This window comes from Bradyrhizobium sp. RDM12 (genome assembly GCF_051917485.1).
GTDB lineage: Bacteria > Pseudomonadota > Alphaproteobacteria > Rhizobiales > Xanthobacteraceae > Bradyrhizobium.
Genome location: NZ_CM133064.1, coordinates 7730353 through 7754816, shown reverse-complemented (window position 1 = coordinate 7754816; position 24464 = coordinate 7730353). Strand labels below are relative to the sequence as shown.

General features: G+C 64.2%; 19 protein-coding genes and 9 pseudogenes. 24 read left to right on the top strand and 4 right to left on the bottom strand.

Annotation, left to right across the window (positions count from 1 at the left end; genetic code table 11):
- Window positions 1-273 precede the first annotated feature (273 nt).
- Window positions 274-843, top strand: a complete 570-nt coding sequence (locus ACTGJ9_RS37755; protein ID WP_456675150.1) for a GNAT family N-acetyltransferase — start codon at window positions 274-276, stop codon at window positions 841-843.
- Window positions 844-1331: 488 nt separating this feature from the next.
- Here ACTGJ9_RS37755 and ACTGJ9_RS37750 read toward each other — a convergent pair.
- A pseudogene (locus ACTGJ9_RS37750) lies at window positions 1332-1895 on the bottom strand (sigma 54-interacting transcriptional regulator); the annotation flags it as partial.
- Window positions 1896-2049: 154 nt separating this feature from the next.
- Here ACTGJ9_RS37750 and ACTGJ9_RS37745 point away from each other — a divergent pair.
- Window positions 2050-2963: pseudogene (locus ACTGJ9_RS37745) on the top strand (catalase); the annotation flags it as partial.
- A 99-nt stretch (window positions 2964-3062) separates the two neighbouring features.
- On the top strand, window positions 3063-3380 hold the full coding sequence (locus ACTGJ9_RS37740; protein ID WP_456675149.1) for a hypothetical protein: 318 nt from the start codon (window positions 3063-3065) through the stop codon (window positions 3378-3380).
- Between the two features lie 49 nt (window positions 3381-3429).
- On the opposite strand, the gene ACTGJ9_RS37735 is transcribed toward ACTGJ9_RS37740, so the two are convergent.
- The 3 genes from ACTGJ9_RS37735 to ACTGJ9_RS37725 all read right to left on the bottom strand — a co-directional run bounded on the left by ACTGJ9_RS37735 (window position 3430) and on the right by ACTGJ9_RS37725 (window position 5199).
- On the bottom strand, window positions 3430-4713 hold the full coding sequence (locus ACTGJ9_RS37735; protein WP_456675148.1) for a type II toxin-antitoxin system HipA family toxin: 1284 nt from the start codon (window positions 4711-4713) through the stop codon (window positions 3430-3432).
- Entirely contained in the window at window positions 4710-4997 is a 288-nt protein-coding gene (locus ACTGJ9_RS37730) for a helix-turn-helix domain-containing protein (RefSeq protein ID WP_456675147.1), read from the bottom strand. Before ACTGJ9_RS37730 ends, ACTGJ9_RS37735 begins: the two co-directional genes overlap by 4 nt.
- Before the next feature lie 67 nt (window positions 4998-5064).
- Entirely contained in the window at window positions 5065-5199 is a 135-nt protein-coding gene (locus ACTGJ9_RS37725; protein WP_456675146.1) for a hypothetical protein, read from the bottom strand.
- 266 nt (window positions 5200-5465) lie between these two features.
- On the opposite strand from ACTGJ9_RS37725, the pseudogene ACTGJ9_RS37720 reads away from it, so the two are divergent.
- The 21 genes and pseudogenes from ACTGJ9_RS37720 to ACTGJ9_RS37620 form a co-directional block, all read left to right on the top strand.
- A pseudogene (locus ACTGJ9_RS37720) lies at window positions 5466-5937 on the top strand (ABC transporter ATP-binding protein); the annotation flags it as partial.
- Window positions 5918-6796, top strand: a pseudogene (locus ACTGJ9_RS37715) (NADH-quinone oxidoreductase subunit B family protein); the annotation flags it as partial. The pseudogenes ACTGJ9_RS37720 and ACTGJ9_RS37715, both read left to right, overlap by 20 nt.
- A pseudogene (locus ACTGJ9_RS37710) lies at window positions 6793-8222 on the top strand (nickel-dependent hydrogenase large subunit). The pseudogenes ACTGJ9_RS37715 and ACTGJ9_RS37710, both read left to right, overlap by 4 nt.
- 155 nt (window positions 8223-8377) lie before the next feature.
- Window positions 8378-9469, top strand: coding sequence for a hydrogenase small subunit (locus ACTGJ9_RS37705; RefSeq protein WP_456675145.1), 1092 nt, complete (start codon window positions 8378-8380; stop codon window positions 9467-9469).
- A 29-nt stretch (window positions 9470-9498) separates the two neighbouring features.
- Entirely contained in the window at window positions 9499-11289 is a 1791-nt protein-coding gene (locus ACTGJ9_RS37700) for a nickel-dependent hydrogenase large subunit (RefSeq protein WP_456675144.1), read from the top strand.
- 9 nt (window positions 11290-11298) lie between these two features.
- The gene (gene cybH, locus ACTGJ9_RS37695; protein ID WP_456675143.1) at window positions 11299-12042 is read left to right on the top strand and encodes a Ni/Fe-hydrogenase, b-type cytochrome subunit; all 744 of its coding nucleotides are present in this window, start codon (window positions 11299-11301) and stop codon (window positions 12040-12042) included.
- A 14-nt stretch (window positions 12043-12056) separates the two neighbouring features.
- On the top strand, window positions 12057-12638 hold the full coding sequence (locus ACTGJ9_RS37690) for a HyaD/HybD family hydrogenase maturation endopeptidase (protein ID WP_456675142.1): 582 nt from the start codon (window positions 12057-12059) through the stop codon (window positions 12636-12638).
- A gap of 26 nt (window positions 12639-12664) precedes the next feature.
- On the top strand, window positions 12665-12961 hold the full coding sequence (locus ACTGJ9_RS37685) for a HypC/HybG/HupF family hydrogenase formation chaperone (RefSeq protein WP_456675141.1): 297 nt from the start codon (window positions 12665-12667) through the stop codon (window positions 12959-12961).
- 275 nt (window positions 12962-13236) lie between these two features.
- Window positions 13237-13683: a hydrogenase accessory protein gene (locus tag ACTGJ9_RS37680; protein WP_456675140.1), complete on the top strand. Its 447-nt coding sequence runs from the start codon at window positions 13237-13239 to the stop codon at window positions 13681-13683.
- Window positions 13680-14543: pseudogene (locus tag ACTGJ9_RS37675) on the top strand (hydrogenase expression/formation protein). Before ACTGJ9_RS37680 ends, ACTGJ9_RS37675 begins: the two are co-directional and overlap by 4 nt.
- On the top strand, window positions 14540-14749 hold the full coding sequence (locus ACTGJ9_RS37670; protein WP_456675139.1) for a rubredoxin: 210 nt from the start codon (window positions 14540-14542) through the stop codon (window positions 14747-14749). Before ACTGJ9_RS37675 ends, ACTGJ9_RS37670 begins: the two are co-directional and overlap by 4 nt.
- Window positions 14746-15273, top strand: a complete 528-nt coding sequence (hybE, locus tag ACTGJ9_RS37665) for a [NiFe]-hydrogenase assembly chaperone HybE (RefSeq protein ID WP_456675138.1) — start codon at window positions 14746-14748, stop codon at window positions 15271-15273. Before ACTGJ9_RS37670 ends, hybE begins: the two co-directional genes overlap by 4 nt.
- Complete coding sequence (locus ACTGJ9_RS37660; RefSeq protein ID WP_456675137.1) at window positions 15270-16364, top strand: nickel-dependent hydrogenase large subunit; 1095 nt, start codon at window positions 15270-15272, stop codon at window positions 16362-16364. The genes hybE and ACTGJ9_RS37660 overlap by 4 nt, the downstream gene beginning before the upstream one ends.
- The gene (gene hypA, locus ACTGJ9_RS37655; protein ID WP_456675136.1) at window positions 16357-16698 is read left to right on the top strand and encodes a hydrogenase maturation nickel metallochaperone HypA; all 342 of its coding nucleotides are present in this window, start codon (window positions 16357-16359) and stop codon (window positions 16696-16698) included. The genes ACTGJ9_RS37660 and hypA overlap by 8 nt, the downstream gene beginning before the upstream one ends.
- Window positions 16698-17618: a hydrogenase nickel incorporation protein HypB gene (gene hypB / locus ACTGJ9_RS37650; protein ID WP_456675135.1), complete on the top strand. Its 921-nt coding sequence runs from the start codon at window positions 16698-16700 to the stop codon at window positions 17616-17618. The genes hypA and hypB overlap by 1 nt, the downstream gene beginning before the upstream one ends.
- A pseudogene (gene hypF, locus ACTGJ9_RS37645) lies at window positions 17615-19658 on the top strand (carbamoyltransferase HypF). The gene hypB and the pseudogene hypF overlap by 4 nt, the downstream one beginning before the upstream one ends.
- Complete coding sequence (locus tag ACTGJ9_RS37640; protein WP_456675134.1) at window positions 19658-19894, top strand: HypC/HybG/HupF family hydrogenase formation chaperone; 237 nt, start codon at window positions 19658-19660, stop codon at window positions 19892-19894. Before hypF ends, ACTGJ9_RS37640 begins: the two are co-directional and overlap by 1 nt.
- The gene (hypD, locus tag ACTGJ9_RS37635; RefSeq protein ID WP_456675133.1) at window positions 19891-21033 is read left to right on the top strand and encodes a hydrogenase formation protein HypD; all 1143 of its coding nucleotides are present in this window, start codon (window positions 19891-19893) and stop codon (window positions 21031-21033) included. Before ACTGJ9_RS37640 ends, hypD begins: the two co-directional genes overlap by 4 nt.
- The gene (gene hypE / locus ACTGJ9_RS37630; RefSeq protein WP_456675132.1) at window positions 21030-22070 is read left to right on the top strand and encodes a hydrogenase expression/formation protein HypE; all 1041 of its coding nucleotides are present in this window, start codon (window positions 21030-21032) and stop codon (window positions 22068-22070) included. Before hypD ends, hypE begins: the two co-directional genes overlap by 4 nt.
- Before the next feature lie 8 nt (window positions 22071-22078).
- A pseudogene (locus ACTGJ9_RS37625) lies at window positions 22079-23551 on the top strand (hydrogenase maturation protein); the annotation flags it as partial.
- Window positions 23552-23792: 241 nt separating this feature from the next.
- Window positions 23793-24146: pseudogene (locus tag ACTGJ9_RS37620) on the top strand (response regulator); the annotation flags it as partial.
- Window positions 24147-24464: the final 318 nt, after the last annotated feature.

Genomic DNA, 24464 nt, shown 5'->3' with positions numbered 1-24464 from the left:
ATGAACACGATGTGGGGCGACACGCAGGTCCAAAGAACAAGAGAGCGCTCCGTGCGACCATTACGGAGTTCAACAAGTTATCGTTCGATTTTCTGAGATGTTTTTAGCTAGGAGCGACACGAAGACACTATCACCTCAGTGTGAGCTAAGGCGTCATCTGACCTTCAACCGCGCGGCGTATCTGTTTTTAATCGGGGTCGGCGGCAGCCTCCTGCCCCTAGGCCGCCGCTGGATCAGGTCGTATGTTGGTTAAACCTTAGAAGAGGATATGACATGGTGACCACGCGTGAAGTGTCTATCGATGACGCCACAACGGTGACCCACATGGTTGCTGCCCTACTTGCCGAACTTGAGGGCGGACAAAAGCAGGGCGGACTAGATACCCAGCTTGCTGTCGACCTATTGGCCATGAAAGAGCGCGTCTATGGGTTTCTGGCTTTCACGGAGGAACGCCCGGTCGGCCTCATTATGTTGTCGGAAAGCGCCGCCCTTTGTGCGGGCGGAACCTACGGTATTATCACCGAACTCTACGTGGTGCCGGATCACCGATCGTCTGGGGTCGCGATGCGTCTCATTGAGGCTGCGGTGGGCCTGGGTACGCTAAAGGACTGGGTCCAGCTTGAAGTGGGGGCGCCGAGGCAACCCATGTGGAGCCGTAGTCCCAACTCAGCATTGTACTTGAAGGCCGGTTTTGCAGAGATCGGCCCACGCCTCAAGTTGCCGTTACACGGCTTAGCTAGTCAACGTGCGAAAGGTAATGCTGCGGGGAGATCGCGGTTAGATCCTCGGCGGCAACGCGCGTTAGGCCGCTGTATTCCGGATTCGTCTTCGAGATTTGCGTGAGCGTCGATTTGCCGGCGCCCGGTTGACCCGCGACGAAGTTTGTAATGCGGGCTTGTCGCGCGCGGTGAGCAATCGGCAATTGTCGGAGGAGATCCTGGCGGACGCGGTCGAGGCGGGCGGCGCTGAGGCTTGCGAATGGGCCGTGATGCGTTGGAACCTCCGTTGACGATGTGTGGCAATTTCCTGGTGGCTGCAATGAATCTCCGGCCGGAGCAACACTACGAAACTTGATGTGCCCGCACCGGCCGGGTTAGCGTTTCGCGCGGCCTTAGAACTTCCCCAAGTTCGCTTAGTTCGCACCGGATCGCCGCCTGGGTCTCTCAGGCGGCGGTCCGGATCAAAGCCCGTCAGGGGCTCCCTCCATCTCGTCATTTCGTCGCAGGGCGCGGCGCCATTGTCGGCATTGCCGCCTTGGCCATGATGAAACATGATGCGCCTTGGCCGGAGACGACTTGTCTTCGGGAAGGTGGAGATGACACTGAACGCGCAAAGCGCAGATTCGGCCGGTTGAAGGAGCTCTTGATCGCCGACAGCACGCCCTCCGCAATCAGCGGGATGTCCATCGGGCGCTCGCGTAGCGCCGGCATGTGCACCGGGAATGCGGCGAGGCGGTAGTACAGGTCGCGCCGGAAGCGACCGGCCTCGACCTCAGCCTCCAGATCGCGGTTGGTCGCCGCCACCACGCGAACGTCGACCTTGCGCACGCGCTGCGCGCCGAGCGGCCGGATCTCGCTCTCCTGCAGCACACGCAGCAGCTTGACCTGGAACGCCGGGGAGGTCTCGCCGATCTCGTCGAGGAAGATCGTGCCGCCATCGGCGACCTCGAACAGGCCGATGCGATCCTGGTAGGCGCCGGTGAAGGCGCCCTTCTTGCAACCGAACAGCTCGCTTTCCAAGAGCTCGTCGGGCAGCGCGCCGCAGTTCTCGACCACGAACGCCTTGTTGGCCCGCGCCGAGCCGTAATGGATCGCGCGAGCCAGAAGCTCCTTGCCGGTGCCGGATTCTCCGGTGATCAGAACCGAGATATCGTAGTCGGCGGCGCGCCTGCCGAGGCGATCACGGCGTGTATCGGGCTTTCCGTCGAATTTAGGCTGAAAAGGTGCATTTCGGACTGTTGATGTCGTATGGGCAAGATGTATCCGAAGCTCTGGTCAAAACGGCGGGGTATGTCGATAGAATCCTGAAGGGCGCAAAACCGGGTGACCTATGAGCGAACGGGGCATTCCGCGCAGCTATCGCCATATGCACGGTTTCGGCAGCCACACATACAGCTTCATCAATGCCGCGAACGAGCGGACCTGGGTCAAGTTTCACTTTCGGACGCAGCAGGGCATTGCGAACCTCACCGACCCGGAAGCTGAGTCTTTGGTTGGAAAGGACCGTGAAATGCACCATCATCGCGATCTTTTTTAGAGCATTGAACGCGGCGACTTTCCACAGTGGACGCTGTTCGTTCAGGTCATGACGGACGCTCAAGCGAAGGCATTCCCCTTCAATCCGTTCGCTTGACCAAAGTCTGGCCGAAGGCGGATTTTCCACTCATCGAGGTTGGCTTCTTCGAGCTGAATCGCAATCCCGAGAATGTCTTTGCGGAGGTCGAGCAAGCCGCGTTCTCACCGGCGAACGTGGTGCCCGGCATCAGCTTCTCGCCGGACAAAATGTTGCAGGCGCGGCTATTCTCCTACGGCGATGCCCAGCGATACCGTCTAGGCGTCAATTTCAACCATATCCCGGTCAACGCGCCGAAATGCTCGGTCCACAGTTATCACCGTGATGGCGCAATGCGCACGGACGGCAACCTGGGCCGCACACCGACTTACTTCCCGAACAGTCGTGGGGCGTGGGCGGATCGACCGGAGTTGAACGAGCCTCCGCTTGAAATTGACGGTGCCGCGGCTCATTGGGACCATCGGGGCGACGATGACCATTATCAGCAGCCGGGTGAGCTATTTCGGAAAATGGATGCAAGTCAGCGGCAGACATTGTTCGACAACACCGCTCTCGGCATCGGCGCGTCTGCGGCGCACATTCAGGATCGCCACATCGCCAATTGCGGCAAGGCCGATCCCGAATATGGGGCCGGTGTGGCGGCAGCCCTGCGTCGACTCGCATCCGCTTGATTGTTGAGTTAGCTGCGGAGTGCAGGCGCAGCGCTGCGGCTGTCCTGGAGGGCGAGACGCGGAGCCTTGATAGGGCGTCCGGGTCTCGACAAACGGTCAATGATGGGCGTGCATCAGGCAGTCGTGCGCTCGATTGTCATGGAACGCAACGAAGCCTGCGCATTAAGGATAGGGCCGGCGTTCGCCGCGGCGCCGGGAAGCCTGCGCGGGAAGCCGCGTGCTGCGATCGTGCGAATCATCGGTGATTACGCCAAAATTTGGCATATTTCGCTATCTTTCGAGCTCAGGCCCGCCAAAAAACGTGACACTCTTATGAGTCGCACAACAGACATCGACGTCGACATGCCTATCGCGGGGGTGTTGATGTTGATGCTGGTGCTGCCGTTGGCGTCGACAACGACAGGTCGACCACGATGATCGGCGCCTTGCTGCTGACCATCATCATCCTGCTGGCGGCTAGTCGGAACTATATCCCTCCGAGCAGTCGACGGCATTGCTTGGCTCTGGCAATCAAGTGTTCCGCGAGACGCCCGATGATGGCATTGTCCAATCCGTCTTTCTGTGCTTGCTCCCGAACGGCGGCTACAAGGTCCGGAAGCTGCTCGGCCATGGAAATCAGTCCGGCGATCACCTTGTCAGGATCGAGGCGCGTTTCGCGCGCGAACTTCTGCCAATCGCGTAAACCAATCTGGCTGAGCTTGTAATCACCGCCGATTTTCATCGCGAGCTTGATCTTCTGCAGATCGATGTCATCGTAGGGAAGAATGCTGGCGATGTCGTAGAGCGGGGCGAGTCGTACGTGAGGGCCTCCGGCCAGCAGCAGCGAATAATTCTTGGCATGAGCATCCGTACCCGCAATCAGCCAATTGAAGCCTAGCGCCTCGACAAACGTGTCAACGTCCGCGACGCGATCCGTGGAGTAGGTGCGCAAAAGCTCGATCACATCGGCAGAGCTTGGTCCGCCATCGTTTTGATACTTTCTGGTCGGCAGGATCCCGAGCGCCTGGCAGATATCCTCCTGGTGGACACGGACGATCTCGTTCCCACTGAACTGCCGGTCGTAGCGCTCGATGACGATGGCGATTTCCTTTCCGAAATGCCTTACCTGGGTGTCGGCGACGGGCAGACCGAGATTGCGCGCAAGTATGAGGCAGATATGTTCATTTTCCGCGTGTCCATCGAAATGGCCGGTCGGCGGTTTGAGGACATGCGTCGTCGGAATCCGCCCAGAGGGAATTCCCCACTTGCCCTTTTGCAGAAGCAAGGCGGTTTTGGGTTGGGCACCCGCAAGGCTGAATTGTCCGGTATCGCGCAGCAACCGCCATGCGGCGTGATCCTCGCGTAAGGTCTGCAGGCGTTTGGCGATCGCCGTTTCGTCAAGCCATTCGACCTTGTCCTCAGTACCGCTGCGCAAGGCCTCGAGCCGATCGGGCGTGACGAACTGAACGGCACCCGCGCAGTCCTCGCCGACATGGGAAATAAGGGCAAACACGTTGCGCGCGGACACCTGAAATCTTCGAGCCCACCGGTCGAGCACGCGTTCGTTGTCGGGCAGGAGTCCCCAGAGGAAAGCCTGCACGGCGGAAGGTCCGTGCTCTTCGGCCGCGAGCGGCATGGACAGCGACAGCGGATAGGCTCCCTCGGCCTGGCGCCAGTCCTTGTCATAGACAAGGGTGAGCCGGCCGCGGGCGTCATTGCGCACGCGGCCGATTTCCCGACCATCCAGCAGAGCAACAAGTTCGCTCGTCATGCCTTTTTCTTCCTGGCCTTGGCCACGATGGCATTGATATCGACGGCTGGCCTGGCACCCCCGCGGGCGGGCGCTTGTTCAGTGCCCGCATCCAGGCGGATGTCCAAGGCGTCAAGGGCGCGAAGGATCAGCCCGAGCTCGGCGCGCGCGTGACCGTGCTCAACCTCGATCACCCATTGGCGGCTGACGCCAATGCGTTTGGCAAACGTCGATTGATCCAGTTTGAGCTTCTTGCGCCGGTCGCGAAGGATGGCGCCGAGTTCGGCCGGGGTGCGTACGAGCATGGGATTTCCAAATGTCAGCGTTCGCTTACTTTAGCATAAGTCGGCGTTCGTTGACAATCCGCAAATGTCAGCGTTCGATAACATCATCGAATGTCATCGAACGCTGACGTACCGCCCAAACGTAATTCACGTATCGATTGAGCCGGATCGCCATCGATATTTCACCCCGGCCCAGCATCGGCTTCGGCTCCGGCTTCTTCATCGATTATTGCAGATTTATCGGCTTGCCATACGGCAGCGCCGCTATCCAAACTGCTGGATGGTGGTCCGACTAGCAGCAGCGTCACTCGAGCGAGCGCTGGATCGCGCGCAGGCCTATTTCTTCAGGCGAACGCCCCTTCAATCTCCGATTCGTGATGGCTCGTTTCGCTTCTAGGTACCTCCGCACGACACGTGGAAGCAGATCTTCCTTTTGAGGTCGACCAGCCTTGCATCTTGTCTATCCGCCCCGCATTCCCGCGGACACGCCCAAGCGGCTGCGGGAAATCCACCTTGCTCGATCTGCTGGGCGGGCTCACGCTGCCGACCAGCGGCCGGATTCTGCTCGATGGCCGGCCGATTGCAGGACCGGTCGCGACCGCGGCATCGTGTTCCAGCAGTATGCGCTGTTTCCTTGGCGCACCGCCGAACAGAATGTCGAGTTCGGTCTCGATATCGCCGGGCTCAAGCCCAAGCAGCGGCGCGACATCGCGCGGCATTTCCTCGACCTGGTCGGGTTGTCCGGCTTTACCGACCGATATCCGCATGAGCTCTCCGGCGGCATGAAGCAGCGTGTCGCGATCGCGCGAAGCCTCGCCTATCATCCCGAGGTGCTACTGATGGACGAGCCTTCGCCGCGCTCGACGCCCAGACGCGCGAGACGCTGCAGGGTGAGTTGCTGCGGATCTGGCGCGCGACCGGCAAGACGATCGTCTTCATCACCCACCGTATCGACGACGCCGACCGGCGAGGAGGTGGTCGAAGTGCTGCAGTCCGTGCTCGACGGCAAGGTGCGACTCGACCTGCTCCTGCTGGAAGGATCAGTGGCGTGGGGGCCGAACGACACCGGCCGCTTCAACATGCTCGCGGGCACCAACCGTTCGGTCTATCGCTGGATGCTCGATCCTGCACCGCGCGCCGACTATGTGATCGCGGTCGGAAGCTGTGCGGCCTATGGCGGCGTGCCGGCCGCCGGATCGAACCCGACCGATGCGGTCGGCTTGCAATTCGAAGGGGCCGACAGCGGCGGTGCGCTGGGCGCGGACTTCCGCTCGCGGCTCGGTCTTCCCGTCATCAACGTCGCGGGTTGCGTGCCGCATCCGGGCTGGATGATGGAAACCATCCTGGCACTGACCACCAAGGACCTTGCCGCCACCGACCTCGATTCCTACGGACGGCCCAAATTCGTCGCCAATCACCTTGCCCATCACGGCTGCTCGCGCAACGAGTTCTACGAGTTCAAGGCCAGCGCCGAGACCATGTCGGAGCGCGGCTGCCTGATGGAGCATCTGGGCTGCAAGGCGACGCAGGCGGTCGGCGACTGCAACCAGCGCTCCTGGAACGGCGGCGGCTCATGCACCAAGGGCAGCTATGCCTGCATCGCCTGCACGTCGCCGGGCTTCGAAGGGGCGCAGAACTTTCTGGAGACCGCCAAGCTCGCGGGCATTCCGGTCGGGCTTCCGACCGACATACCGAAGGCGTGGTTCGTCGCGCTCGCCGCGTTGTCGAAGTCCGCGATGCCGCGCCGCGTGCGGCTTAACCCGACCGCCGACCATGTGGTCGTGCCGCCGGGTCGCGCGACGACGAAGGGCAAGCCATGACGCGGATCACGATCAGCCCGGTCAACCGCGTCGAGGGCGATCTCGAAGTCCGCCTCGATGTCGAGAGTGGCCGCGTCATGCGCGCCGAGGTGACGGCGCCGCTCTACCGAGGTTTCGAGCAGATCCTGGAAGGTCGGCCGCCGCACGATGCGCTGGTGCTAGCACCGCGGATCTGCGGCATCTGTTCGGTCTCGCAATCGGTCGCGGCTGCGGCCGCCCTGCGCGCCGTCATGTCGATCGAGGCGGCGCCCAACGGGTTGCTCGCCACCAACATCGTCCATGCCGCGGAGAACGCAGCCGACCATCTGACCCATTTCTACGTCTTCTTTATGCCGGACTTTGCCCGCGAGGCCTATGCCGCCCATGGCTGGCACGAGGAGGCGCGCGAGCGCTTTGCCGCCACCCGCGGCAGCGCGGTGCCTTGCCGGCGCGGGCGCGGCTGCTCGAGACCATGGGATCATTGCCGGAAAATGGCCCCACAACCTGGCGTTCCGGCCCGGCGGCACCACGCGCGCCATCGATCTCGGCGACCGGATCCGGCTCTTGTCGACGACGACGGCGTTTCGAGGTTTCCTCGCGCGTATCGTCTTCGCGGATTCGCTGGAGAACGTGCTGGCGATCGCAACCGCCGACGAGCTGGACGGCTGGCGCGATGGCCGTGGCGGCGACTTCGCGCATTTCCTGCGGCTTGCGGACAGTCTGGCATTGACTGGGCTCGGTCGGGGCACGGGGCTGATGATGAGCTACGGCGCCTATCATGGTGTCGATGGCGAGTTGTTTCCGCGCGGCCTGTTCAGCCAGCGCGCGATCGTCGAACCGCTGCCGCTGCCGCAGATCACCGAGGACGTCTCGCATGCCTGGACGCGGGATCCCTTTGCGGATCCCGCCCATAGCAGCACAGTCGCAGATCCCGACAAGACGGCGGCCTATAGCTCGTGTAAGGCGCCACGGCTGTCGGGCCGGCCGATCGAGGTCGGTGCGATCGCGCGCCAGACGGTGGCGGGCCAGGCACCGATCGCGGATCTGGTCGCGGGACGGCACCAACGTGCGCAGCCGCGTGATCGCACGGCTGATCGAGACCGCGCCCATCGCGCTTGCCATGGAGCAGTGGACGCGCGCGCTGCGGCTGTCGGAGCCGTTCTGCGACAAATCGCGCGAGCTCCCCGACAGAAGCTATGTCGGGTTGGTCGAGGCGGCCCGCGGCAGTCTCGGGCACTGGATGGCGGTGCGCGACGGCAAGATCGAGCGCTACCAGATCATCGCGCCGACCACCTGGAATTTCTCGCCGCGCGATTCCTTCGACGTCGGCGGCCAGCTGGAGCAGGCGCTGGCCGGCACTGATGCCGGCGACGCCGGCCCGCGTGCGGTTGCGATCCAGTACATCGTGCGCTCGTTCGATCCCTGCACGGTGTGCACCGCGCATTGACCGGAAACTTCGTTGCCGGCTCGCGTACCGTTCATGAAAGTGGTTCAAATTCGCAACGTTATGGAATCTCTCCACTTTTGAATCTCTCCAGGCTGTTGGCCTGCTTCTTGCTACCCTTTGCGTCATCGAAAAGAAAGCCGAAGGCGGGAGGATTCATGGGTGCGGCGACGGAAACGTTTTACGCCGTGATCAGGCGGCAAGGCATCACGCGTCGGAGCTTTCATAAATTCTGCAGCCTGACGGCGACAAGCCTCGGCCTCGGACCGCTGGCGGCGAGCCGCATCGCGAACGCGCTCGAGACTAAGCCGCGCGTGCCCGTGATCTGGATGCACGGCCTCGAATGCACCTGCTGTTCGGAGAGCTTCATCCGCTCCGCGCATCCGCTGGTCAAGGATGCGGTGCTGTCGATGATCTCGCTCGACTACGACGACACCATCATGGCGGCTGCGGGCCACCAGGCCGAAGCCATCCTCGAGGAGACCCGCGTCAAGCACAAAGGCCAGTATATCCTCGCGGTGGAAGGCAATCCGCCGCTGAACGAAGGCGGGATGTTCTGCATTGACGGCGGCAAGCCGTTCGTCGAGAAGCTGAAGATGATGGCCGAGGACGCGATGGCAATCATCGCCTGGGGCGCCTGCGCCTCCTGGGGCTGCGTGCAGGCGGCAAAGCCCAATCCGACACAGGGAACTCCGATCGACAAGGTGATCACCAACAAGCCTATCATCAAGGTGCCGGGATGCCCCCCGATCGCCGAGGTGATGACCGGCGTCGTCACCTTCATCACCACCTTCGGCAAGCTGCCCGAGCTCGATCGCCAGGGCCGACCGAAGATGTTCTACTCGCAGCGCATTCATGACAAGTGCTACCGGCGCCCGCATTTCGACGCGGGGCAGTTCGTCGAGGAGTGGGACGACGAGGCCGCGCGCAAGGGCTATTGCCTCTACAAGATGGGCTGCAAGGGGCCGACTACCTACAACGCCTGCTCGACCGTGCGCTGGAACGGCGGCGTGTCCTTCCCGATCCAGTCGGGTCACGGCTGCATCGGCTGCTCGGAGGACGGCTTCTGGGACAAGGGCTCGTTCTACGACCGTCTCACCAACATTAAGCAGTTCGGCATCGAGAAGAACGCCGATCAGATCGGCATGGTGGCGGCCGGCGCCGTCGGCGCCGCGGTGGCTGCGCATGCGGCTGTGACCGCTGTCAAGCGGCTCGCGACCAAGCGCGAAGACGCCGACCACAATAGCTGATCGAAAAGACACAGCAGGGCAGGACAATCATGGGTATCCAGACTCCCAACGGCTTCAATCTCGACAATTCCGGCAAGCGCATCATCGTGGACCCCGTGACACGTATCGAAGGTCACATGCGGGTCGAGGTCAATGTCGACGCCGACAACGTTATCCGCAACGCGGTCTCCACTGGCACGATGTGGCGCGGCATCGAGGTGATCCTGAAGAACCGCGATCCGCGCGACGCCTGGGCGTTCACCGAACGGATCTGCGGCGTCTGCACCGGCACGCACGCGCTGACCTCGGTGCGCGCGGTCGAGAACGCGCTCGGGATCACCATCCCGGAGAACGCCAATTCGATCCGCAACCTGATGCAGCTTGCCCTGCAGGTGCACGACCACGTCGTCCATTTCTATCACCTTCACGCGCTGGACTGGGTCGACATTGTTTCCGCGCTCTCGGCCGATCCGCGGGCGACCTCGACGCTAGCGCAGTCGATCTCGAGCTGGCCGCTGTCGTCGCCCGGCTACTTCAAGGATCTGCAGACCCGGCTGAAGAAGTTCGTCGAGTCCGGACAGCTCGGTCCGTTCAAGAATGGCTATTGGGGCAGCAAGGCCTACAGGCTGCCGCCCGAAGCCAATCTGATGGCGGTGGCGCATTATCTGGAGGCGCTCGATTTCCAGAAGGAGATCGTCAAGATTCACACCATTTTCGGCGGCAAGAACCCGCATCCTAACTGGCTCGTCGGCGGCGTGCCCTGTCCGATCAATGTCGACGGCACCGGCGCTGTCGGCGCCATCAACATGGAACGGCTGAACCTGATCTCCTCGATCATCGACCGTCTGATCGAGTTCAACGAGATGGTCTATCTGCCCGACGTGGCGGCGATCGGCTCATTCTACAAGGATTGGCTCTATGGCGGCGGCCTTTCGAGCCAGAGCGTGCTCTCGTATGGCGATGTGCCAGAACATGCCAACGACTATTCCGCCAAGAGCCTGAAGCTGCCGCGCGGCGCCATTATCAACGGCAACCTGTCCGAGGTGCTTCCGGTCGACCACGCCAATCCCGACGAGATCCAGGAGTTCGTGGTGCACTCCTGGTACAAATATCCCGACGAGACCAAGGGACTTCATCCCTGGGACGGCGTCACTGAGCCGAATTACGTGCTGGGACCCAACGCGAAGGGCACCAAGACGGCGATCGAGCAGATCGACGAAGGCGGCAAGTACTCCTGGATCAAGGCGCCGCGCTGGCGCGGTCACGCCATGGAGGTCGGCCCGCTGGCGCGCTGGGTCGTCGGCTACGCGCAGAACAAGGCGGAGTTCAAGGATCCCGTCGACAAGTTCCTTCGGGATCTGAACCTGCCGATGTCGGCGCTGTTCTCGACGCTCGGCCGCACGGCGGCGCGTGCGCTCGAATCCGTCTGGGCCGGACGCCAGATGCGCTACTTCCAGGACAAGCTCGTCGCCAACATCAAGGCCGGCGACAGCTCGACCGCCAATGTCGAGAAGTGGAAGCCGGAGAGCTGGCCGAAGGAGGCCAAGGGAGTCGGCTTCACCGAGGCGCCGCGCGGCGCGCTCGCGCACTGGGTCAAGATCAAGGACACCAAGATCGACAACTACCAGTGCGTGGTGCCGACGACCTGGAACGGCTCGCCGCGCGACCCGAAGGGAAATATTGGCGCCTTCGAGGCGTCGCTGATGAACACGCCGATGGTCAATCCCGAGCAGCCGCTGGAGATCCTGCGCACCATCCATTCCTTCGATCCGTGCCTAGCCTGTTCGACGCACGTCATGAGCCCGGACGGCCAGGAGCTCGCCAAGGTCAAGGTCAGGTAGGAGAGGATCATGATGGATGCAGTTGCTCCCGCCTCGGACGCCAAGCCCGACCTCGCGGCGATCGCAGCCGATGCTTCCGGAGAACGTGCGGTGGGTCGTCCCAGTGTCTATGTCTACGAAGCGCCGGTACGGATCTGTCACTGGATGAACGCGTTCTCGATTATCGTGCTTATGGTGACCGGCTATCTGATCGGGACGCCGTTGCCGACGGTCGCGGGCGAGGCGTCCGACAATTTCGTGATGGGCTACATCCGCTTCGCCCATTTCGCCGCGGGGCAGGTGCTTGCGGTATTCTTCCTCACGCGCATCCTGTGGGCTTTCGTAGGCAACCACCACTCTCGGCAGATCTTCTACATCCCGGTTCACCGCAAGCAGTTCTGGAAGGAAGTGCAGCACGAAATCCGCGGGTACGCGTTCCTGGAGCGCGAGCCGAAGATGCATGTCGGCCACAATCCGCTGGCGCAGACCGCGATGTTCACGGGCTTCACGCTGTTCGCGGCCTTCATGATCGTCACCGGCTTTGCACTATATTCGGAAGGTCAGGGCATCGACAGCTGGCAGCACAAGCTGTTCGGCTGGGTGTTTGCGATCTGGCCGAACAGCCAGGACGTCCACACCTGGCATCATCTCGGGATGTGGGCGCTGGTCGTGTTCGTGATGGTGCACATCTACGCCGCGATCCGCGAAGACATCATGTCGCGCCAGAGCATCATCTCCTCGATGATCTCGGGCGAACGGCAATTCCGCGACTGAGACGGGAACGCCAAGTGAAGCCGACATTCTCGCAAGACGATCGCATCCTGGTGCTCGGCATCGGCAATATCCTGTGGGCCGACGAAGGGTTTGGCGTGCGCGCGGTGGAGGAGTTTCACCGCCGCTACGCCGTGCCCGACAACGTCACCATCCTCGATGGCGGCACGCAGGGACTCTATCTCGTCAACTATCTGGAAGAGGCGGACCGCCTGATCGTGTTCGACGCGATCGACTATGGCCTCGAGGCCGGCCAGTTGAAGCTTGTGCGTGACGACGAGGTGCCGCGTTTCACCGGCGCCAAGAAGATGAGCCTGCACCAGACCGGCTTCCAGGAAGTCATCAGCGCGGCTGACCTGCTCGGCCGTTGCCCGAAACATCTGGTGCTGATCGGCTGCCAGCCGCTCGATCTCGAAGACTGGGGCGGGCCGCTGACGCCGCCGGTGCGCGACCAGATCGCGCCGGCGATCAATCTCGCTTGCGCCATCCTGGCCGAATGGGGCCTCACGGTGAGCCCACGCGCCGAGCCATTGGCAGATATCGAGCGGCTGCTCGCCAATGACATCGATCATCTCCATTACGAGACGCGGCCGGCCTGATCGGCCACACTGCCGGAGATTTGCCCATGTGCCTCGGCCTGCCCATGACGATTGTCGAGACCGACGGGATCTCGGCGCTGTGCGCGTATCGCGGCGAGCAGCGCCCCGTCTCTGTGCTGCTGCTCTCGAATCCTCCGGTCGGCGCCAAGGTGCTGGTCTATATCGACACCGCGATCCGGCTGCTGGACGAGGACGAGGCACGCCTGATCGCGAATGCGATCGAAGGTCTCAGCGCGGCGCTCGACGGCGAGAATTGCGACCGCTTCTTCGCCGACCTCATCGACCGCGAGCCGCAACTACCCGAGCACCTGCGGTCCGACTAGGATCGCCGCTGCTTCTCCCGTTTGATGCGTTGACGACATCAGTGACCGGCCGGCCTCGGCGGCCGCTGTGCGCCTGGAAGGTCGATTTCTACCTGCAAAGGTAGCTCTCACCAGATATGGCAAGTATCTTTCCATTGAAGCTTGGCTTACAGTCGGCGCCAAGAAATACGTGATCTGGATCAATGGGATAAATCCGGAGATGTGATAACCGATCCTGGCACGTGGCTTGCTAACCTCTAGTTCGGCAAAAACACAAGCTTGTCAGGAGAGGTTCGATGGAATTCCAGGTGGAAAAGCATGACCTGGCGCGGAGTGGTCTGCCCGAGGTCGATGCTGCGACGGTCGATCATTTTCTTGGCGGAGCGAACGAGGCCGGTGCGGTCGCGGTGCTGCTGTCGGCGGGCGATCCCAACCGCTTTCCGGAGGCAATGGATGTCGCCGTGGTGCTGCCCGAGCTTATCGCAGCGTTCGGCAATCGGCTGCGCGGTGCGATTATCGCACGCGACGCTGAGCGTGTGCTTGGCGAGCGCTTCGAGGTGCGGGTGCAGCCGACGCTGATCTTCGTCGCCAACGGCAAGACGCTGGGGTTGATCGCCAAGATCCAGGACTGGTCGGTTTATGCCGACCGCATCACCAAGCTGATCGACCGGCCGCGCGGGCAAGGCGCCGCAGTCGCCGTCACCATCGTTCCCCAGCATCGCGCACAAGCGGTCGGGCTATGAAGGCCGGCTTCTGGGATGCGCCCGAAGGCGCCGAGCAACCAGTCAACGTGTTTCCGATCGGCGACGAGAGTCTCAATGCAGCGAAGGGCAGCCTGACGGCGGCCGGCGCTCTCGCAAAGCTTGCAACGCTCGACAGTGCGGAGCTTGCAAAGAGCTGCCCGAACGCGGTCGCGCTGCTCTCGAGGATCGCGGATGCCATCGCGGATCAAAAGGCGAACGCGCCGACAAGATTGTTTCGGCTGGCCAATCTCAACGATCTCGAGAGCAACCTGGTGGCCGACGTGCTCGGCGAAGGCGAGGTCGCCGGCGTCGTCGCGCTGCCGGACGGATCGCTGGCGCAGATCCAGGAATCGGTGCTGGCGGGAATTTGGCGTGTGCGGCTCGAGACCGACGCCACTTCCGAATATCTCGAGATCGGCGCGGTTCCCGAGATCGTCAAGCGTGCGGCTGCCGACCTGACATCCGCCGATTTCGAGATCGGGCAGGTGCCGGAGGGCGCCATGAACGTGCTGCCGGTGCTCGCCGAAATCCGCGAGCGGGCACAGGCCTAGCGGCCCGGCATTCGCTCGCAGATCATCAATTTCACGCTGCTGCCGATGAGCCCGGTCGACATGAGCTTTCTGCAGGACACGATCCGGAACGGACCGATTCAGCTGGTGTCGCGTGGTTACGGCACCTGCCGGGTGCTCTCCACCGGCATCCGCAATGTCTGGTCGGTGCAGTTCTTCAACGCCATGGACACTATCAACCTCGATACGCTCGAAGTCGGCGGCGTGCCGACGGTTGCGCCGGCAGCGGACGAGGATTTCGAGGATTCCGCCGAGCGGCTGCAGGAAATCATCGAGGCCTACTTCAAATGAGCGCCTTCGAGAATTTTGGCGTGCGCCGGGACGTCGCCGACGTCACGCGGCTGGAATGCGGCATCTGCTGGACCGTCTACGATCCGGCGGATGGCGATGAGGTAGCGCAGATCGCGCCGGGCACGCCGTTCGCGGCGCTGTCGGAGGAGTGGCACTGCCCGAATTGCGACGCGCCAAAATCCAAGTTCATGGCGATCGAAACATGACAGGCAGCGCGCCAGCGAGTGCGTCAGGTCCTGCCGGCGACGCCGACGCCGCGGCGTGGGGCGAGCTTCTGGCCGCAAGCTACCGGGAGATCGGCGAGCGCGCGATGCGCGATCTACCCATCTACAACAATGCGCTCGGCGTCGAGGCGGTCGGTTTCCGTCCCTTCAACGGCACGATCGTCGGCATCATGGTCACGCCGTGGTTCATGAACGTGGCGATGCCGGCGGGCGCGGTGACGCCAGCCACCTCGGGCGCGACCGTGCGAATGCGTTTTCCCGCGGGCGATATCGAATTCACCCTCAGCGAGGTCGCCCGGATCGGCCGGATCGCGAGCTGCTCGCTGTTCTCGGCGATGTTCCAATTTGCCGACATGGATGCCGCGCGAGCGACGGCCGAAGCCGCGCTTACCGAATTGATGCTGCCGGCGAACAGCGAGGACGCGGTTCGCCGCCGCGAGCCCGCGGCAAGCCCGATCGATCGGCGTAACTTCCTGCGGGGTGTCTTGACGGAGCGGCATGGATGAGTCTCTCGTTCCGCAACGAGATCGATATTACGGTGCTGTTGTCCGGCGCCACGATCGCCGACATCGCGATCAAGCCGCGCAACCGGCCGCCGCTGACGCGGCTGTTTGCGGGAAAGCCCGCAGCTTCGCTGCTTCCGGTGCTGCCGCGTCTGTTCTCGCTGTGCTCGATCGCCCATCACGTGGCGTTCCAGTCGGCGGTGGAAGCCGCGCAAGGGCGGGAGGCGGCTCCCGCAACGGTGCGGCGCCGCGTCACCGCAGTCGTCGTCGAGCGGCTGACCGAACTGCTGCGCGGCCTGTTCGTCGGACGGCTCGCGCTCGACGGCACAAACGCTCCGGCGGTGCGCGCCGTAATGCAGGCAAGCGCGCTGCTTGGGGGTGCGGACGAGGCCGTCCCGCCGGCCTTGCATCGCGACGCGGTGGTGCAGATCAAGGCCGCGCTCGGCGCGATGGGGATCGCCGGCGAAGAAGACGAGACGCTCGCGCCGGGCAGCCCGCTCGCCGCCTCCGTCGCGGGATGCCACGGCAAGCTGGTGTCAGAGCCGGAGGCCGATCCATCCTTCCTGACGGTGGCGGACGATTTAGACATCGTCACGCGTCTGCTGGCGGACGGTGCGGCCTATTCCGATGCGCCGGACCTCTGCGGCCGGATCCCGGAAACCGGCGTCTGGGCGCGCAGGGCACGCCGTGAAGAGGTCTCGGCGGCGGAAGCGGGCTCCGCCGCGCGTCTGAAGGCGCGGATTGCCGAGGTCGCGCGGCTCTGCGCCTGGCTCGATCGTGGCGATGCGGATCTCGATGAAGGCGTCGTCGCGAGCTACCGGCTCGGCGCGGGCAAGGGGGCAGCCGCGGTCGAATGCGCACGCGGGCGTCTCCATCACGCCGTCGCACTGGACGACGAGGATCGCGTCGTCAACTTCGAGTTCCTGGCACCGACCGAGTGGAATTTTCACGCCCGCGGACCGCTGGTCAGGAGCCTCAAGGGCGCGACGCTCGCGACCGGCCGGCAGGGACAGGACGCGGTTCGTGCGCTGGTCGGCTCCTTCGATCCCTGCGTCGGCTTCAGCCTGCAATTTCGCGAGGCCGGCCATGCATGAGATGGCGCTGTGCGAAGGCATCGTCGGTATCGTCGAGGAGGAAGCGCGCAAGCGCGCTTTCACCAAGGTGAACGTCGTCTGTCTGGAGATCGGTGCGCTGAGCCATGTCGCGCCGGAGGCGCTGAAATTCTGCTTCGAGGCCGTGGCCGCGCGGACCATCGCGCAAGGCGCGCGGCTCGAGATCGTCGAGACGCCCGGCACGGCTTGGTGCATGGCCTGTTCCAAAACCGTTGAGATCGGGCAGCGTTACGAGCCGTGCCCGTCCTGCGGCGGCTACAAATTGCAGGTGACGGGCGGCGAAGAGATGCGCGTAAGGGAATTGGAGGTCGACTGATGTGTACGGTCTGCGGCTGCAGCGACGGCAAGGCATCGATCGAAGATGCGCATGGTCATCATCATGATCACGGCGATGGCCATGAGCACGGCGGGCACCATCATCATCACCGCGGTGATGGCCACGACCACGGTCACCACCATCACCACGGTGGTGCCCACGGCCACGCCCCCGATGAGGCCGGGCTGCTCGACTGCGGCGCCAATCCCGCGGGCCAGAAGATCGCCGGCAAGAGCAGCGACCGCATCATCCAGGTCGAGCGCGACATCCTCGGCAAGAACGACCGGCTTGCGGCCGACAACCGTGCCCGCTTCGCGGCCGACGGCGTGCTCGCCTTCAACCTGGTCTCCAGCCCCGGCGCCGGCAAGACCTCGCTGCTTGTCCGCGCCGTGTCCGAGCTGAAGGCAAGCTTTGCGATCGGCGTGATCGAAGGCGACCAGCAGACCTCCAACGATGCCGAGCGCATTCGCGCGACCGGCGTGCCGGCGATCCAGGTCAATACCGGCAAGGGCTGTCACCTCGACGCCGCCATGGTCGGCGAGGCCTATGACCGGCTGCCCTGGCTGAACGGCGGCCTGCTCTTCATCGAGAATGTCGGCAACCTGGTTTGCCCGGCTGCGTTCGATCTCGGCGAGGCCTGCAAGATCGTGGTGTTGTCGACCACCGAGGGCGAGGACAAGCCGCTGAAATACCCCGACATGTTCGCAGCCGCGTCGCTGATGCTGATCAACAAGATCGATCTCGCGCCCGTGCTCGATTTCGATCTGGCGAAGACCATCGACTATGCGCGCCGGATCAATCCGAAGATCGAGGTGCTGACGGTGTCGGCGCGCACCGGCGAAGGCTTTGCGGCGTTCTTTGCCTGGATCCGCAAGCGGATGGCGGCGACGACGCCTGCCGCGATGACGGCGGCGGAGTGACGATGGACGGCGAGGCCACGGCGCGGGACGGACGGCGGCTGCGCCTGCACGTGCGCGGCGCGGTACAGGGCGTCGGCTTTCGCCCCTATGTCTACGGCCTCGCCACGCGCTACCGCCTCGGCGGCTTCGTCGCCAACGATTCCCATGGCGTCGTCATCGAGGTCGAGGGCGAGCGCGCGTCGGACTTCGTCAGGGCACTGCCGCTGGAAAAGCCGCCGCTCGCCCGGATCGACGAGATCTCGGTGCAGCCGGTCGGGGCGGTGGCGAGCGAGGGGCAAGGCCTGTGCGGGCGACTATGCCGATCCCGACAGCCGCCGCTTCCATGCCGAAGCGATCGCCTGCCCGCAATGCGGCCCGCGGCTCAGCCACGGTATCGAGGACATCGCTGCCGCGATCGCCGCAGGCAAGATCGTCGCAGTCAAGGGGCTCGGCGGTTATCAGCTCGTCTGCGACGCCCGGGACGAGGCGGCCGTGCAGCGCCTGCGCCAGTGCAAGCAGCGCGACCAGAAGCCGTTTGCCGTCATGGTCGGCTCGGTGGATGCGGTCGCCGGCATCGCCGACGCCGATGCTGCCGAGCTCGCCTTGCTCGAGACGTCGCCCCGGCCGATCGTGCTGATGACATCGCGCCATCGGCTCTCGCCGGCGATCGCGCCGGAGCTGGCGCGGATCGGCATCGCGCTGCCGGTCACTCCGCTCCTTCATTTGATCTTCGAGGCGCTGGATGCGGCGCATCCGCTCGCCGGCGAGAGCTGGGCGATCGTCGCCACCAGCGCCAATCCAGGCGGCGAGCCGCTTCTGATCGACAATCGCGAGGCCGAGCTGCGGCTTGCCGGCATCGCCGACCTCATCGTCAGCCATGATCGCGACATCGTCACCCACGCCGACGATTCCGTGGCGGCCGTCGTCGCCGGCCGGACGCAGTTCATCCGCCGTGCCCGCGGCTACGTGCCGGAGCCGGTTCGGCTGGCGCGACCCGTGCCGCCGATCCTTGCCGTCGGCGGCGCGTTGAAGTCGACCGTGACGGTCACGCGCGGCAGCGAGGCCTTCGTTTCCCAGCACGTCGGCGACCTCGACACCGCCGAAGGCGTCCGTGTCTTCGAGGAAACCATCGGCCACCTGCTGTCGACGCTGGACGTCGAGCCGGCGGTTATCGCCCATGATCTGCACCCGAACATAGCCTCGACCCGCTTCGCCGAAGCGAGCGGGCGGCGGCTGATCGCAGTCCAGCACCATCATGCCCATGCCGCCTCCGTGATGGCGGAGCATGGCCTCGCGGGATCTGCGTTGGCGCTGGTGCTCGACGGCTTCGGCCAGGGCAGCGACGGCGGCAATTGGGGGGGCGAGCTCCTGCTGTGCGAGCGCGCGCAGTTCCGGCGGCTCGGCCATCTGGCGCCGATGAAGATGGCGGGCGGCGATCGCGCCGCGCGCGAGCCGTGGCGCATCGCTGCAAGTGCATTGCATGGCCTGGCCCGCGGCAACGCGATCGCGACCCGGTTTGCGACGCAGCCGCAGGCTGCGCGTCTCCATGCCTTGCTCGACCAGCCGGGCGTGCCGGTGACGACCAGCGCCGGCCGGCTGTTCGACGCGGCGGCGGGGCTGCTCGGTCTTTGCCAGGTGCAGAGCTATGAGGGCGAAGCCGCGATGAAACTGGAGGCGCGGGTTCGCGCGCCGCGCTCCATGAAAGACGGCTGGACGATCGAGGATGGGGTGCTGTCCCTATTTCCGCTGCTTGCGCGCCTTGCGACCGAGGGCATCGATCCGGTCGAGGGGGCCGGGCTGTTCCATGGCACGCTCGCCGCTGCCTGTGTCGACTGGATCGCCCGTGCGGCGCGCGAGACCGGCGTCACGACCGTCGCCCTGAGCGGCGGCTGCTTTCTCAACGCGATCCTCAGTTGCGAGATCGAGCGCGGCTGTATCGCCGCCGGTCTCTTGCCGCTGCTGCCGCGGCAAGTGCCGCCCAATGACGGCGGTCTCAGCCTCGGCCAGGCCTGGATCGCCGCGCTCCAACTCGAACAGTACGGCCTGGAAGGAACCGCCTGATGTGTCTCGCGATACCTGCTGAGGTCAGGAAGCTCCTGCCCGACGAGATGGCGATCGTCTCTATCGACGGCGTCAGCAAGGAGATATCGGTCGCCTTGATCGAGAATCTCGCCGTCGGCGACTATGTGATCATCCATGTCGGCTATGCCCTGACGAAGATCGATCCGGAGGAGGCAATGCGGACGCTCGAGCTGCTGCGCGAGCTTAGCGCCGAGGGGCAGGGAGCCGCGTCATGAAATATGCCGACGAGTTTCGCGACAAGGAGATCGCGCTCGGGCTTGCGAAAGCGATCCGCGCGGAAGCCGATCCGCAAAAGCTCTATCGCTTCATGGAATTTTGCGGCGGCCATACCCACGCGATCTCGCGTTACGGCCTCGAGGACATGCTGCCGAAGAACGCGCGGATGATCCACGGCCCCGGCTGTCCGGTGTGCGTGCTGCCGGCCGGACGCATCGACATGGCGATCCGGCTCGCCGAGCGGCCGGACGTCATCCTGTGCATCTATGGCGACCTGATGCGCGTTCCCGGCTCGCAGGGCGCATCGCTGTTGAAGGCGAAGGCGCGCGGCGCCGACATCCGCATGGTCTATTCCACCATCGACGCGATCCGGATCGCCGAGGACAATCCCGGACGCGAGGTCGTGTTCTTCGCCATCGGCTTCGAGACCACGACTCCGCCAACTGCAGTCATGATCCGGCTGGCGGAGAAGAAGCAGCTCGAAAACTTCACCGTGTTCTGCAACCACGTGCTGACGCCGCCGGCAATGCAGAACATCCTGGAAAGTCCCGACATCCGCAACATCGGCCGGGTCGAGATCGACGGTTTCGTCGGGCCGGCCCATGTCTCGACGATCATCGGCACGGCCCCTTACGAGTTCTTTGCCGAGGAGTTCGGCAAGCCCGTGGTGATCGCGGGCTTCGAGCCGCTCGACATGATGCAGGCGATCCTGATGCTGGTGCGGCAGGTCAACGAGGATAGGCACGAGGTCGAGAACCAATACAGCCGCGCGGTGAACCGCGACGGCAATCTGCGCGCCAAGGAGGAGGTCTCAGACATCTTCGAGCTGCGCGATCAGTTCGAATGGCGGGGGCTCGGACAGGTTCCCTATAGCGGGCTGAAGCTGAAGCGCGCTTACGCCATATACGACGCCGAGGTGCGCTTCGACATGCACGAGCTGCGCGTCGACGACAATCCCGCCTGCGAATGCGGCGCCATCCTGCGCGGCGTGAAGAAGCCGGTTGACTGCAAGCTGTTCGGCACCGTCTGCACGCCGGAGACGCCCATGGGCTCCTGCATGGTCTCCTCCGAAGGCGCCTGCGCCGCACACTGGACCTATGGCCGCTTTCGCTACCACCAGCAAAGGCGCGTGTCATGAAGGCCTACCAGCGCAAGCTCGACATCAGGAACGGCTGCGTCGACCTGTCCCACGGCTCGGGCGGCCGGGCCATGGCGCAGTTGATCTCGGGTCTGTTCCACGAGGCCTTCGGCAATGAATGGCTGGCGCGCGGCAACGACCAGTCGGCATTCGACGTTGGTGCCGGGCGCATGGTGATGACGACCGACGGCTATGTGGTCTCGCCGCTGTTTTTCCCCGGCGGCAATATCGGCTCGCTTGCAGTGCACGGCACCGTCAACGATATCGCCATGGCCGGTGCACGCCCGCTCTACCTCTCTGCAAGCTTTATCATCGAGGAAGGCTTCCGCTTCGCCGACCTCAAGATGATCGCGGAATCGATGGGCGAGGCTGCGCGCACGGCCGGCGTTCACATCGTCACCGGCGACACCAAGGTGGTCGAGCGCGGCAAGGCCGACGGCCTGTTCATCTCGACCGCCGGCGTCGGGGTCGTGCCCCACGGGCTCGATCTCTCGGCGGAGAATGCCCGCGTCGGCGATCGCGTCCTGATCTCGGGCACGCTCGGCGATCACGGCGTGGCGATCATGTCGAGGCGGCAGAATCTCGCCTTCGAGACCGAGATCGTCTCGGATTCGGCGGCGCTGAACGATCTCGTCGCGAAGATGATCGAAGCCGGCGGCCGCGGCATCCGCCTGATGCGCGATCCCACCCGCGGCGGGCTTGCCGCCACGCTGAACGAGATCGCCCAGCGGTCCGACCTCGGCTTCCATCTTCGCGAGGAGGCGATCCCGGTCAAGCGGGGCGTCGCGGCAGCGTGCGAGCTGCTCGGGCTCGATCCGCTCCATGTCGCCAATGAGGGCAAGCTGGTCGCGATCATGGCGGCCGAATATGCTGCTGCAGTGCTGGCCGCGATGCGGGCGCATCCGCTTGGCCGCGACGCCGCCGACATCGGCGAGGCCGTGGCCGACGATCATCATTTCGTGCAGATGGCCACGAGCTTCGGCGGCGGGCGGATCGTCGACTGGCTGTCGGGCGCGCAATTGCCGAGAATCTGTTGAGGCAAATCATGCGCATCCTGCTCCTGTCGCATTCCTTCAACAGCCTGACGCAGCGGCTGCATGTCGAGCTCAGGGATCGAGGCCACGATGTCGCGGTCGAGCTCGACATCCATGCCGAGGTCACGAGCGAGAGCGTGGCGCTGCATCGGCCGGACCTTGTGATCGCGCCGTTCCTGAAGCAGGCGATTCCCAACGACGTCTGGCGCAGCCTGCGGTGCTTGGTCATCCATCCCGGTCCGCCCGGCGATCGCGGTCCGGCGGCGCTCGATCGGGCGATTCTGGACGGTGCAAGCGAGTGGGGCGTCACGATCTTGCAGGCGGATGGTGAGTTCGACGCCGGTCCGGTCTGGGCGTTCCGCAGCTTCCCGATGCGGCGCGCGCCTAAGTCCAGCATCTACCGCAATGAGGTGACGTCCTGCGCGGTTGAGGCGGTGCTCGAAGCCGTCGCGGCGATCGAATCCGGACGGCCTGCCCCGCAGCCGATGGATACGGACGACCCGCGCATTCGCGTGCGCGGACCTTGCCGCCAGGCGGGCCGGGCGATCGACTGGCAGCACGACACCACCGCGACCGTGCTGCGCAAGATCGACAGCGCGGACGGCATGCCGGGCCTGGTCGACAGCCTGTCCTTCCAGGAGGTCAGGCTGTTCGATGCGCATCAGGCGCACGGCATCTCCGGCGTGCCCGGCACCGTCGTCGCGCAATGCGACGGCGCGCTGGCGCGCGCCACGGTCGATGGTGCGGTCTGGATCGGGCATGTCAGAAAGCTCGCGCCGAAGAGCCTGAAGCTGCCGACGGCGAAACTCTTCGCCGCCGAGGCGGCGCATCTGCCGCACCGGCTTGGCTGCGGCTACGCCCCCATCCGGTATCGCGAGCATGGCGAGGTCGGCGAGCTCGCGTTCTCCTTCTACAACGGCGCCATGGCGACCGGCGACTGTGAGGCCCTGCTCGAGGCCTATCGCGCGGCGCTGGCGCGCCCGACCAGGGTGCTGCTCCTGACCAGCGGCCGGGATTATTGGTCGAACGGCATTCATCTTGCAGAAATCGAGGCGGCCGACAGCCCCGCGGATGAGTCCTGGCGCAACATCAATGCGATCGACGATCTTGCCCGCGCGATCATCGAGACCACCGACCGCCTGGTCGTCTCGGTCATTCGCGGCAATGCGGGTGCGGGTGGCGTCTTCCTGAGTCTTGCCGCCGACGAGGTCTGGGCAAGCGACCTGATCGTCCTCAATCCGCATTACAAGGACATGGGCAATCTTTACGGCTCGGAATACTGGACCTATCTGCTGCCGCGCCGTGCGGGCGCCGCGAACGCAACCCGGATCACGCAATGCCGGCTCCCGATGGGCGTGGCGGAGGCGCGGCGCCTCGGCATCGTCGATCGCGTGCTATCGGGCGAGGAGCTTGCCGATATAAGCCTCGTACAGCGCGGCGCCGCCATGGCGTCGGATGCCGGCTTTGCCATGCGCCTCGTCGCCAAGCGGCAGCGGCGCGCCGCCGATGAGGCCGAGAAGCCCCTGCAATCCTACCGCGACGAGGAGCTGCGGCGGATGAAGCTGAATTTCTACGGCTTCGATCCGAGCTACCACGTCGCGCGGTACAATTTCATCCACAAGGTGCCGAAGTCGCGCACGCCGCTGACCATCGCTGGTCACCGGTCCCGGCGTGCGCCAGATCGGCCTGTCGGCATGACGGTGCCATCGAGCATTTCAGGAAACCATTCTCGTCGTCGACGACGAGGTCCGCTCGCAGGAAGCGCTGCGGCGCGCGCTCAGGGAGGATTTCGAGGTGCTCTGTGTCGGCAATGCGACCGATGCGGAGAAGCTGCTGGAGGGCGAGATCGTCCACGCGATCCTCTGCGGCAAGCGGATGCCGCACGAATCCGGCGTGAGCTTCCTGAAGCGCGTCCGCGAGCTCTGGCCGGATCCGGTGCGGATGATCATTTCCGGCTATTCGGAGTCCGAGGACATCATCGCAGGACTGAACGAGGCCGGTATCTATCAATACATCACCAAGCCCTGGCAGCCGGACCAACTGGTCGAAACCGTCAAGGAGGCGGTTCAGCTCTATCGGCCGCGGCTCCTGGCACCGTTATGGCGACGATAACGTCGACATTGCTTTCGACCAGTTCTCTAGCAAAGCTCCTGAACCGCTCGGCTGTTCGGCAGGAAAGCGATGCAAGAACCGCGTGTTCTTCTCTTCGATGTAACCAAGATCATGAAAGGTCGTGGTCAGGATATCCAGATAAACTTTCTCTTCTTTAGCGTTAGCCGCATGCCAAAGCACGCCTATTCTTACCCTTTTGGCGCTCTGTTGCGCGTGCGTGATCTGCGGGAAACGGCTAGAAGCGCGAGGCTCTCGATGAATTCCCGCCGTTGCATGTGCCCCTCA